The 11,735-nt window shown below is 44.8% G+C and carries 11 protein-coding genes and 1 pseudogene; 11 read left to right on the top strand and 1 reads right to left on the bottom strand.

Annotated elements, in window-relative coordinates; translation table 11 throughout:
• The 7 genes and pseudogenes from ABIO93_RS21480 to ABIO93_RS21450 form a co-directional block, all read left to right on the top strand.
• Positions 1-1,194 (top strand): annotated as a pseudogene (locus tag ABIO93_RS21480) (DNA-directed RNA polymerase subunit beta'); the annotation flags it as partial.
• Positions 1,195-1,334: 140 nt separating this feature from the next.
• On the top strand, positions 1,335-1,664 hold the full coding sequence (locus ABIO93_RS21475; RefSeq protein ID WP_348071459.1) for a DUF3467 domain-containing protein: 330 nt from the start codon (positions 1,335-1,337) through the stop codon (positions 1,662-1,664).
• Positions 1,665-1,889: 225 nt separating this feature from the next.
• Positions 1,890-2,351: a (2Fe-2S)-binding protein gene (locus ABIO93_RS21470; RefSeq protein WP_348071457.1), complete on the top strand. Its 462-nt coding sequence runs from the start codon at positions 1,890-1,892 to the stop codon at positions 2,349-2,351.
• Positions 2,352-2,353: 2 nt separating this feature from the next.
• Entirely contained in the window at positions 2,354-4,498 is a 2,145-nt protein-coding gene (locus ABIO93_RS21465; protein ID WP_348071455.1) for a molybdopterin cofactor-binding domain-containing protein, read from the top strand.
• A 117-nt stretch (positions 4,499-4,615) separates the two neighbouring features.
• Entirely contained in the window at positions 4,616-5,587 is a 972-nt protein-coding gene (locus ABIO93_RS21460) for a hypothetical protein (protein ID WP_348071453.1), read from the top strand.
• Between the two features lie 48 nt (positions 5,588-5,635).
• Complete coding sequence (locus ABIO93_RS21455) at positions 5,636-7,570, top strand: KUP/HAK/KT family potassium transporter (RefSeq protein WP_348071451.1); 1,935 nt, start codon at positions 5,636-5,638, stop codon at positions 7,568-7,570.
• 296 nt (positions 7,571-7,866) lie between these two features.
• The gene (locus ABIO93_RS21450) at positions 7,867-8,232 is read left to right on the top strand and encodes a hypothetical protein (RefSeq protein WP_348071449.1); all 366 of its coding nucleotides are present in this window, start codon (positions 7,867-7,869) and stop codon (positions 8,230-8,232) included.
• A gap of 129 nt (positions 8,233-8,361) precedes the next feature.
• On the opposite strand, the gene ABIO93_RS21445 is transcribed toward ABIO93_RS21450, so the two are convergent.
• Positions 8,362-8,613, bottom strand: coding sequence for a hypothetical protein (locus ABIO93_RS21445; protein ID WP_348071447.1), 252 nt, complete (start codon positions 8,611-8,613; stop codon positions 8,362-8,364).
• A gap of 220 nt (positions 8,614-8,833) precedes the next feature.
• Here ABIO93_RS21445 and ABIO93_RS21440 point away from each other — a divergent pair, with 220 nt between their 5' ends.
• The 4 genes from ABIO93_RS21440 to ABIO93_RS21425 all read left to right on the top strand — a co-directional run.
• The gene (locus tag ABIO93_RS21440) at positions 8,834-9,145 is read left to right on the top strand and encodes a hypothetical protein (protein WP_348071445.1); all 312 of its coding nucleotides are present in this window, start codon (positions 8,834-8,836) and stop codon (positions 9,143-9,145) included.
• Positions 9,146-9,592: 447 nt separating this feature from the next.
• Entirely contained in the window at positions 9,593-9,769 is a 177-nt protein-coding gene (locus ABIO93_RS21435; protein WP_348071443.1) for a hypothetical protein, read from the top strand.
• A 27-nt stretch (positions 9,770-9,796) separates the two neighbouring features.
• Positions 9,797-10,228 carry a hypothetical protein gene (locus ABIO93_RS21430; protein ID WP_348071441.1) on the top strand — a complete coding sequence of 144 codons (432 nt, stop codon included), beginning with the start codon at positions 9,797-9,799 and terminating at the stop codon, positions 10,226-10,228.
• Between the two features lie 69 nt (positions 10,229-10,297).
• The coding region (locus ABIO93_RS21425) for a two-component regulator propeller domain-containing protein (protein ID WP_348071439.1) at positions 10,298-11,735 on the top strand (1,438 nt) is incomplete at its 3' end.

Genomic DNA, 11,735 nt, shown 5'->3' with positions numbered 1-11,735 from the left:
AACAACGTTATCGTTTCAGAGATCAATGGTAACATTGAATTTGAACATATCGTTGAAGGTATCACCTACCGTGAAGAAGCTGATGAGCAGACAGGTCACAGGGAGAAAGTGGTTATCGAAACAAAAGATAAGGCACGTATACCTTCATTGATCGTTAAAGGTGTTAAAGAAAGTAAGGGATATAATCTTCCGGTTGGTTCACACATCATCATGGAAGAAATGGAAGAAGTAAAGGCAGGACAGGTGGTTGTTAAGATTCCACGTGTACTTGGAAAGCTTCGTGATATCACGGGTGGTCTTCCACGTGTAACTGAATTGTTTGAAGCTCGTAACCCTGGTAATCCTGCGGTTGTAAGTGAGATTGATGGTGTGGTTACTTTCGGAAACATCAAACGTGGAAACCGCGAGATCATCGTGGAAGCAAGAGATGGTGTTATTAAGAAGTACCTCGTACCGCTTACGCGCCAGATCCTTGCACAGGATGGTGACTTCGTAAAAGCAGGAGTTGCATTATCAGATGGACAGATTGCACCGGCTGATATCCTTTCAATCAAAGGTCCGTTTGCAGTACAAGAGTATGTAGTGAATGAGATCCAGGAAGTTTATCGTTTGCAAGGTGTTAAGATTAATGACAAACACATCGAAGTTATCTTCAGGCAGATGATGCGTAAAGTAACTATCGAAGATGCTGGTGATACTAAATTCCTTGAAGGAGATACAGAAGACAGGTTTGATTTCAATGTTGAGAACGACTGGATCTTTGATAAGAAGGTTGTAAGTGAATCAGGTGACAGCAGTAAAATGCGTCCGGGACAGATCGTTACCCTTCGTGATGTTAGAGAAGAAAATTCTATTTTAAGAAGAGCTGATAAAAAATTAGTTGAATTCCGTGATGCTAAACCTGCAACTTCTTCACCGTTGTTGTTAGGTATTACAAAAGCATCGTTGGGTACGCACAGCTGGATTTCTGCGGCTTCGTTCCAGGAAACAACCAAAGTATTGAGCGAAGCGGCGGTTCGTGGAAAACGTGATGAACTGAAAGGCTTGAAGGAAAACGTGATCGTAGGTCACCTGATCCCTGCCGGTACAGGTATGCGTCAATACGAAAGCCTGATCGTAGGATCGAAAGAAGAATACGATGCATTGACTGACTCACGTGAAAAACAATCACGTAAAAAGAAAGAGTTAGCGTAATTGATGTTTTGAATATAAAAAGAGCCGGTTCTGCTTATGCGGGACCGGCTCTTTGCTTTTTGATCCTATTTATTTTTAGTAATTTCCGCTGCCAAAGCAAATCGCCCAATGAATAGCAGATGCTATTAAAACAATAATCAATGGAAGATAACAGTAAGGAAAACGAGCAACAGATTAATGTAGAATTATCCGAGGAAATGGCGGAGGGTGTTTACTCTAATCTTGCTATGATCGCACATTCAAACAGTGAATTTATATTAGACTTCATCCGGTTGATGCCTGGTGTGCCACGCGCCAAAGTAAAAGCCCGTATCATCATCACACCAGAGCACGCAAAACGTCTGATCGCAGCGCTGACTGATAATATCCAGAAATATGAAGATCAGTACGGCCCTATCCAAAGCTCCCAGGATAATGAGCCGACCTTCAACTTCCCGATCAGCTTCGGAGGACCCGGCGGCGAAGCGTAACAGTTCTTCTTTAAGGTCTTCCTGATAACTTTTCTTCCAATTTCGCTCGGGTTTTTACGTTTGAAAAGCCATGGGTCAATCTATGGAACCTATATATTTTCATTAACGGGGTGAGAATGTACATTGAATTTTCTTTATAGTTTAAATGGCTTGTAATCAGCATTATTTGTAAATTACGAAGACTTTTTATTCGCAAAAAGACATTCTAGACCTAATCCATTCACCATGGCGTCATTCAAGCTTTCAATCAACAATCGTGCATACAATGCGGATGTAGAGGGGGATACCCCGCTACTCTGGGTGCTGCGCGACAATCTCGGCCTCGTAGGGACCAAGTACGGATGCGGTATCGCCCAATGTGGTGCCTGCACCGTTCACCTGGATGGCAAAGCAGTACGCTCGTGCGTACTTCCTGTTTCCTCGGTAGGCAAAGCCAAAGTAACAACGATCGAAGGGTTATCAGAAAAAGGGGATCATCCCGTGCAAAAGGCCTGGGACGAGGTGGATGTGGCCCAATGTGGCTATTGCCAGGCAGGTCAGATCATGACAGCAGCGGCATTGCTGAAAGAAAAACCCAAACCCACCGACGAAGAGATTGTATCTACCATGAGCGGAAATATATGTCGCTGTGGTACTTATCATCGTATTAGAGAAGCAGTAAAAGTAGCAGCCACTAAATCCAACTGACCATGAAGACATCAGAGCAAACTTCGAGGCGGGATTTTATGAAAATTGCCGCAGCAGCAGGTGGCGGGCTGTTTTTAGGATTCAATTGGTCCAATTCCTCAGCATTACCGGTCGTCGTAGACGCCAAAAAAATCGCAGCAGGATCTATTCATTTCAATAGCTACCTGTCCATCGGTACCGACAATGTCATCACCATTATTTCGCCAAACCCTGAAATCGGGCAAGGGATCAAGACTGCATTTCCCATGATCGTGGCGGAAGAACTGGACGCGGACTGGAAACAGGTTAAAACCGTTCAGGGAAATCTGGATAATAATTTATTTGAAAGACAGGTAACCGGAGGTAGTGGCGCGGTTCCGCATTCGTGGGAAAGATTGCGCAAGGCCGGCGCGACAGCCCGTTATTTGCTGATTGAAGCTGCGGCTACTACCTGGAAAGTGGCTGCAACTGAATGTACTACTGAAAACGGCAAAGTCCTGCATAAAGCTTCCGGCAAATCGCTTTCGTACGGAGAATTGGCTGAGGCCGCTTCCAAACTGACGGTACCAAAGGAAATCAAATTAAAAAATGAAAAGGATTTCAAACTGATCGGACAGTCCGTCCGGAATGTTGATAACCATAACATTGCTACGGGTAAACCACTTTTCGGTCTGGATTTTTACCGGGAAGGAATGTTGTTTGCTTTAATTCAAAGACCGAAAGCATTCGGTTTGAAACTAAAATCAGTCGATTCCGCGGCTGCAAAAGCAATGCCTGGTATCGTCGATGTAGTGACGTTTAACAATAGCGTCGCCGTTGTGGGCAAATCCACCTGGCAAGTGAAAAAGGCGAAAGAAGCATTGAAAATTGAATATGAAAAAGCCGCAGACCTGGAAAGCACTTCGGATCATAACCGTATTTTTCAAAATCTGCTGGATAATGGAGAGGCGACTGTCCGTCGTAAAAACGGAGACGTTGACACAGCATTTAAAAACGCTGCAAAAGTAATCAAGGCAGAATATCAATGTCCGTTTCTGCCGCATAGCCCGCTGGAACCCATGAATTTCTTTGCGCATGTGCGAGAGGATGGTGTTGAACTGGTGGGCCCTACGCAAAGACCCGACGGTGCACGCGCGGATGTAGCGAAGCTGACCGGATTTGCGCCTGAGAAAATTACAGTTGAAATAACACGTCAGGGTGGAGGATTTGGCCGCAGGCTGGCCTCCGATTTTGTAGTGGAAGCTGCAAGTGTTTCCCAACTTGTGAAAGCGCCTGTTAAGGTAATCTGGACCCGTGAGGATGATATGACCGGCGGCACCTATCGCCCCGCAGTACGTTATCGTTTTGAGGCGGCTTTGGACAAAAACGGCGAGCTCATTGGTTATAAATTAAGAGGCGTAGGCATGAATTCAGGGAATTCAACAAGAGAAGATAACTTCCCTTCCGGAGCCGTGGATAACCTGCTCATTGACTCAGTAGAGCATAAATCTCCGATCACAACCGGTCCCTGGCGTGCTCCGATCACCAACTTTCTGGCCTATGCAGAGCAGTCTTTCCTCGATGAGGTGGCTGAAGCTGCTGGCAAAGATCCTATTGAATTCCGGCTTGCTTTACTGGAAAAGGCAAAGAAAGCTCCTGCTGGCGATGTAAAGTATGATGTCGACAGGATGATCAGTGTCATTAAACTGGCTGCGGAAAAAAGCAACTGGGGTAAGAAAAAAGGTGTTCATCAGGGTTTCAGTGTCTATTTTTCACATCGGTCATACGTGGCGCAGGTAGGGGAAGTGGTGGTGGAAAAAGGCAAACCTGTCCTTAAAAACATCATTGCCGCGGTAGATTGTGGCATTGTGATCAACAAAAGTGGCTCTTTACAGCAGGTGAGAGGTGGAGTTATCGACGGAGTGGGCCACGCTATGTTTGGTAACATGACTTTCAAAAACGGAACACCCGATCAAAGCAATTTCAATGGCTTCCGCCTGATACGAATGAACGAAATACCAGAAGTGGATGTGCATTTTGTCGATAATGGAATTTCACCAACCGGACTTGGGGAGCCCGCATTACCTCCTGCGGGAGGTGCCGTGGCCAATGCTTTTTACAAAGCCACCAAGCAGCGGTTGAGAAACCAGCCTTTTATCAACGAGGAAGCATTCAAAGGCATTTCTTAAATTGATTGTGAAAACAATTATCAGACAGTAAGATGAAAATGTGATCCTGCATTTTTATTTTACTGTTTTTTATTTGAAGCCAACTGACTTAATTTTCCTAAACCATTGAATTATAAAATGAAAAAGACCATTACGTCGATTCTTGCATTGGTTTGCCTTTGCATGACCGCTTACCGCCTGGCGGAATATCCGGGTACTGAGATTACCAATGGTATCATCCAGGCGAAATTGTACCTGCCAGATGCCTCCTCCGGCTATTACCGGGGTACTCGTTTTGACTGGTCAGGCGTGGTGCCCAGCCTGGAATACAAAGGACATTCTTACTTTGGCGTCTGGAATGCAGCAACTTACGATCCCAAGCTGCACGACGCGATCACAGGTCCGGTTGAAGAATTCACGCCGCTTAATTTTGACGATGCCAAAACAGGAGAACAATTTGTGAAAATCGGCGTTGGGGTCCTGGTTAAGCCCGATGATAAAAAATACTCCTTCGCGACCAATTATGAAGTGCAAAACCAGGGTAAATGGACGGTGAAGAAGCACAAGGACCGGGTCGAATTCACTCACGAGCTGAAGGACAAGACGGGATATGCCTACATTTACACAAAAATCCTGAGATTGGTTAAAGACAAACCTGAACTCATGCTGGAACATAGCCTCAAAAATACGGGTACCAAAGACATTGCCACCAGTACTTACAATCACAATTTTTTCATGATCGACAAAGAGCCATCCAATCAAAACATCAGGATAAAATTTCCTTTTGATGTAGCTGGTGAGGGCAAGGGCTTTGGAACAATTATTAATGCAAAAGACAAGACGCTGAGTTATGCAAGGGAGGTTGTCAAAGGCGATCAGGTTTTCAGTAGCGGGTTGCAAGGGTTCGGGCCAACGGCCAAAGACTATGATATCCGCATTGAAAACGTAAAAACGAATGCAGGTGTAAGGATTACCGCTGATCAGCCGCTGGAAAAACTGGTATACTGGGCTTGCCCGACCACATCCTGCCCTGAGCCTTACATTAAACTGGCTGCTAAACCGGGCCAGGAGATCAAATGGAACATTAATTACGAGTTTTACACTTTTTAAGCTAAAAGACGATCGCAAAGGTCAGTCCTATTTTCAACAAACGATTCAATGGGTAAACACGTTGATAAGGCCAGTGCCGCCGGATTACTGGTAGCACTGGGTATCATTTTCGGTGACATCGGCACTTCTCCTCTTTATGTAATGCAGGCCATTATTGGCAATAATAGTATTTCACCGGAAGTCGTTTATGGCGCAGTCTCCTGTATTTTCTGGACGCTGACTTTACAAACTACCATCAAATACGTGATACTCATTCTCCGGGCCGATAACAAAGGTGAAGGAGGGATACTCGCATTGTATGCATTGGTCAGAAAAAAAGCGGCCTGGCTTACTGTTCCGGCCATTATCGGGGCCAGTACTTTGCTTGCCGACGGCATTATTACCCCGCCGATTTCGGTGTCGTCGGCGGTAGAAGGTTTGCGCATTCTTTATCCGCATATTCAAACCATCCCGATCGTCATCGGAATCCTGACCTTACTCTTTATCATTCAGGTGTTTGGGACAACCATTGTTGGGCGTGCTTTTGGGCCGGTGATGATGATCTGGTTCCTGATGCTGGCAGTTTTGGGGATTGCGCAGGTAGTTGCCCATCCTGAGATATTCAAAGCACTTAATCCCTACTATGGTTATCAGCTGCTGGCCAATCACCCAGGCGGTTTTTGGATGCTGGGAGCGGTTTTTCTTTGTACGACGGGAGCAGAAGCATTGTATAGCGACCTCGGTCACTGCGGGCGCGGCAACATTCGTATCAGCTGGATTTTTGTTAAATCCTGCCTCATTCTCAATTATTTTGGGCAGGGAGCCTGGCTGATCGTTCATTCGGGGGCATTTTTGAATGGAAGAAAACCATTTTATGAAATCATGCCCGACTGGTGGTTGCTACCCGGAATTTGTATTGCAACCATGGCAACCATCATTGCCAGCCAGGCGTTGATCAGCGGATCATTTACATTGATTTCCGAAGCGATCCGGTTAAATTTCTGGCCAAAAGTACGTTTGGTTTATCCTAGTGATCAGAAAGGCCAGCTGTATGTACCAAGCGTAAACTGGCTGCTATGGGCAGGCTGTGTCGGGATCGTGCTTTATTTCAAAGAGTCGGCCCACATGGAGGCAGCGTATGGTCTTGCGATTACACTCACAATGATCATGACCACCATACTGATGTCGGTCTACTTATATGTGAATAACGTCAGTAAGTGGTTACTAGGCCTTTTTCTGGTGGTTTACCTGGCGATCGAAGGCTCCTTTCTAGCGGCTAACCTGTTGAAATTCACGCATGGCGGCTGGGTTTCGCTGTTGCTCGCAACGATCATTGGGATTTTGATCACAGTGTGGTTGAAGGCATACTTTATCAAGTTAAGGCTGACTGAATTTGAAAGCTTGGAAAAATACATTGGGCCATTGCGTGAGTTGAGCAATGATATTAGCATTCCCAAATACTCCACCCACCTCATATTCATGTCCAATGCGTCGCATGAGTCCGAGATCGAGAACAAGATCATTTATTCGATATTTTATAAACGTCCGAAAAGGGCCGACATTTATTGGTTTGTGCACGTAGAAACCACGGATGAGCCCTACACCATGGACTACCATGTGAATATCATGGCCGAGGATGATGTCATCAAAGTTACATTCAGGCTAGGTTTCCGGATTGAACAGAGAATGAATCTGTTTTTCCGTAAGGTGGTCGAAGATCTGGTGCAGAACAAGGAAGTTGACATCACCAGCCGCTATGAGTCACTGAGCCGCCAGAACATTACGGGTGACTTCCGGTTTATCGTGCTCGAGCGTTACCTGTCGATCGAAAACAATCTGCCTTTTACCGAAGATATGATCATGAAAACCTACTTCGCGATCAAAAGTATCACAACCTCGGAAGATAAATGGTTTGGTCTCGATAGCAGCTCTGTGAAAGTGGAGAAAGTACCTTTGGTTCTTACACCGAGTGAAAAAATTCGGATGAAAAGGGTTTACGGCTAAATTGACCATCGAATTAATTCTATTTTATTTATTGATAAAAAAGATAGAATTTTCAAGCGGAGCATCTGGCCGATGGGTATTCTAATGCGCATTATGTGGATTACAAGAAAATCCGCGATGTGATTCATTTTGAAGCTGTTGCGCGCAAAGTGCCGATTATGTGCTTGGATTAGTCCAGATCAATCTTATTTAAGATACTTTTTGAATCCCGATCTAACGCGCCATTTGGAATGCTTTTAGTAACTGGTAACCGAGTCAATTTTACTCAACGGTTATTCACGAAATCAGGCTTTAAAATGAAAAATCTAATCACATTATTATTTGTGATGTTCCTGGCGATAGCGGGAGCAGTTCATGCGCAAACGGTGCCAGCGCCTACACAGCCAGCGCCCCAGCAAAATCCGATCCCTACGACGCCAACAGAAGAAAAGAAACCGGATTTCAATTCACCACAATCGCCTGTCAGGCCAGCCAATATACCATCGGAGGATACATTGATCAAAGGACAGAAAAGCTCAGGAGCGGTGATCAAAGACACATTAATGCCTTCCACCAGCAAGAAAGAGCAGCGGATGAATCGCCGGAGCAGCAAGAAAGGGACTGCTGAAACGGATGATACCACCAAAAGCAGTTTGCCAACTGATCCGGCAAGGAAACCTTGAACTGGACATATTAATAAGTATCAATCAAAATGCCCGGAAGCTAGCTTCCGGGCATTTTGATTGATAACGGGTTTTGAAATAGCGATGAAGGTAGCAAAATGGGATAATAAGCCTTTCGAAAGGCAGCGTTTACAGCTGCATGGAGCTTGGAACTACGGATTCCAGATCTGACTCCCAGAATGGTTGAGTAACTACCGTCTTGTTTTCGTTGACCCAGGTACACCACACCCTTCCATTGTAAGATCGTTTAACGATTGGCAATGCGGGATTTCCGTCAGCATAGATAATGGATTCAATAATTTGGTATTCGTCTACCTTCATTATTCTGGATCCATTTTTCTCCTTAACCCAGTCATTTTTGATGAAATTTAACGTGACCATTGGTAATGAAATTTTTAGAACGTTTTATCAAAAAATAAAATGTTATGCCATGAAATCATCGTCTGCAAGCTGGAAGTCCTTAGTAAGTAGGTTTATAGAACTAATTGGTAGAAATATTTATTAATTTTTTGCGAACGCATCCTTTTTCTTACCAATATCGTAAATGCCTAGGTATTGTCATTTTTCAATATTTTTTATGATAAACTAAATTTACTTGCACATGAGAAACGGAAATGTAAAACGCACGGTCCTCTCTTTAAGTAATGACAGTTATAAACATTACTTATTGTTACGATATGTAAACAATTCTCCTGACCCAAAATGGAGACTCCTTAGTTTTGTTTCGGAAGAACTGATAACCCCTGAAATCTGGATACAGCTTCACAACTATGCGCGAGCAGACGTTGAGAGCCGCGGAGGCAGACTTACCGGCTACGAAATGATCAATGAAAGGTTGATCAGGCACGACAGCATCAAATCTGAAAATTGGCCGGCAAACTGGATGTGGGTCATTTCCAAAAAAGACTTTTAAGTACGCTTCATCAACAAATACTGGATTGATATACAGGACTGACCTAACCGGCCGGTCCTTTTTTACGATGTTGCATACGGGATACTTTCAGGTCGTTATTTCCGATAGATAATTGAAATATGTTGTTGGATAATTTTAAAACAGGATGTTAGCAGACTATCGCTAAATTCTTGCTTCAAATCCTCCCTTCGTATGCTGCTGAAAGTATTGCTATGCTTGTTGATTGTTATTTATGCATTGATCTCCTGGCAGCTGGCCAAATTTTTTCTAAGGAAGATCAATAAATGGAAGGAATAGCGGTCTGCCATACAAGCCTGCTCTCACTATTGGATAATACTAGTACCATTCAGCTTCTCCGTATATCAATTCAATTCCGCCGTTTTTCTTCGGAATGCCTCCGATTGTCAATCCCGCCTCATCATCCTGTGTTTATAATGCATTTTTAGAGTGATATTATATCCACTGAAAAAAGATAAGAGTATGGGACGTGGCGAACAAGTTACCAAAAAAGCCGGCTTCAAGGCTGCCAAAGACGGGCTTCGGCGATTCCTGGAAAGAGGTTTCGACTGGATTGCCCTGTTCATTATTACGTTGATCATTCTCCTAAGTCTCGTTTTCTTTTAAATTTCAAATACTCATCTCGCGCCTACCATGAAATCGTTCCTCATCTATTTGACATTAAGTACTTTACTGGTAATTTGCTATTGCGAAAAGAAATACGCCGGTACCAACAAGGAGGCCGCTTTCAACGAATCGGCGGTGGGTTCGCGGTTCTTTGTCGGCCGGTTTGCGAGAAACGAAGGAACTTCCGATGATCCTACTTTCAGGATGCAGTTGCAGATCAATGATAGTTTTGTTAGAGGTTCCTATCGTCCAGTGAATTCCAAGGTTGATGTCGAACTGATCGGTGCTGTGAACAGCCGGAAAGAACTGATACTGATCGAATCCGCAAATGGACGGACCACCGGCACGTTTAAAGGTACGCTTGAAGATGGGGACAACCGGTTACTGCGGTTTTCGGGTGTTTGGACAGGGGTGAACAGGAGTGATCCTTACTATTTTTTAGTAGATGAAGTCCGCTAACCCAGCCAATGCAATGATATAATGGATTTATGAATTAATATTACAATTGTATTAATTAACGGCCGGTTTATGGGTTTTTTAAGGGGTTTACTGCTGATTTTGATTACCTGTTCTCAGATAAATGCCCAAATGCCTGTGCTGACGCTTGAACACCTCACGACCAAAGAGGGTCTACCTTCCAATGAGGTGTGGTGCATTTCCAATGACAAACAAGGCTTTTTATGGATTGGGACAGGAAGGAATATTTGCCGCTACGACGGCTACGACTTCCTGCGGCTGGATAGTCTTCAACTGGGCTATTGTTCCGGTGTTTCTACCAGTTCCAATGGCGATATTTATACGTCCAATGATACCAGAGGACTCTCAAAAATAGAAGCCAAAACGCTTGCAGTTAGCACACTAGTGGTTAACAATTATGATGATGCCGACCCTGGAAATGACCTGCACGAACAGAGCGTGGTGGATAGTCACGACCAGGTATGGGTGTGCGATTACACTTCCGTGAAGCGATACGATCCTGCCACCAAAAAACTCCATCGCTACACATTTTCGACCTCAGCCTCGGGAGGGGACGTGTACCAGTATGCCAGTTTTTATGAAGATGCCAGCGGTACATTCTGGATTGTGTCTGAACTCGGCTTGTATCGCTACGACCGGAAAGCTGACAAATTAGTCTGCCACCTGGGGATGGAGGCTGTTCTGCCAAAAAACAGGGTGCCGGTCCGCCTTTGCAAAGCCTCCGGCGATGCGGCCGGAAATCTCTGGATCGGTGGCTATGAATATGGCTTGGTATGGTACTCCCCGAAAACAAATGAATTCAAGATCAGAAAAGAGGGTTTCGAGCATAACAATGTGATATGTGCCCAGGAATCGAAGGATGAAAACGGCAAGAGGATCATTTTCATCGGTACCAATGATGGGGTCAGCGTGCTTTATCCTGAAAAAAATGAGCTGTACCATTTGCCGCAGTTTTACAATGACGGCATCAAAGTCAAGGGAATGTTCGACGACCGCGCCAACTGCATTCTTTGGATCGCCACTAATGATGGCGTCTACAAATACCGTTACCGCAATGCAGGGATACGTACAATCGGCATTGCACCCGGTGTGGTGAGGCTACCGGTGCAGGTCACCAGTATTTTACCGGTACCCGGCGGGAATTACCTGCTGGGATTGTCCCATTCCGGCGCACTGTCCTGGAAGCCAGCCAGCAACCAGTTTCGGTTTCTGCCATTCCCTATCGACGCGCTAACGGACAAAATCCGGTGGATCATGGACCGGCCTTTTGCATTCACGGACAAAGGGATTTTTACCGGAGACATTGAAAACGGGCGATTCAACCTTTGGAAACCCTCCGTTGAATTATTTAAAAATAAAGATTTCCGCGACGGACTGCTGGATCGGAAAGGACGCCTCTGGATTGCCAATTTGAATGAAGGCTTGAAAGTAATTGATCCAAAAACCAACAAGGAAATTAAGCTTTTCACAGATGCAGAAGCACGCAAAC

Origin of the sequence: Dyadobacter sp., from assembly GCF_039919315.1 — a bacterium.
Classification (GTDB): Bacteria; Bacteroidota; Bacteroidia; order Cytophagales; family Spirosomataceae; genus Dyadobacter.
This window is presented reverse-complemented; position numbering and strand designations above follow the sequence as displayed.

Bases quoted from the DNA above. Each gene is read 5' to 3' on its own strand.
- ABIO93_RS21475 (WP_348071459.1), top strand. From the start codon at position 1,335: ATGGAAGATAACAGTAAGGAAAACGAGCAACAGATTAATGTAGAATTA.
- ABIO93_RS21430 (WP_348071441.1), top strand. From the start codon at position 9,797: ATGAAATCGTTCCTCATCTATTTGACATTAAGTACTTTACTGGTAATT.
- ABIO93_RS21445 (WP_348071447.1), bottom strand. From the start codon at position 8,613: ATGGTCACGTTAAATTTCATCAAAAATGACTGGGTTAAGGAGAAAAAT.
- ABIO93_RS21450 (WP_348071449.1), top strand. From the start codon at position 7,867: ATGAAAAATCTAATCACATTATTATTTGTGATGTTCCTGGCGATAGCG.
- ABIO93_RS21440 (WP_348071445.1), top strand. From the start codon at position 8,834: ATGAGAAACGGAAATGTAAAACGCACGGTCCTCTCTTTAAGTAATGAC.
- ABIO93_RS21465 (WP_348071455.1), top strand. From the start codon at position 2,354: ATGAAGACATCAGAGCAAACTTCGAGGCGGGATTTTATGAAAATTGCC.
- ABIO93_RS21460 (WP_348071453.1), top strand. From the start codon at position 4,616: ATGAAAAAGACCATTACGTCGATTCTTGCATTGGTTTGCCTTTGCATG.
- ABIO93_RS21455 (WP_348071451.1), top strand. From the start codon at position 5,636: ATGGGTAAACACGTTGATAAGGCCAGTGCCGCCGGATTACTGGTAGCA.
- ABIO93_RS21470 (WP_348071457.1), top strand. From the start codon at position 1,890: ATGGCGTCATTCAAGCTTTCAATCAACAATCGTGCATACAATGCGGAT.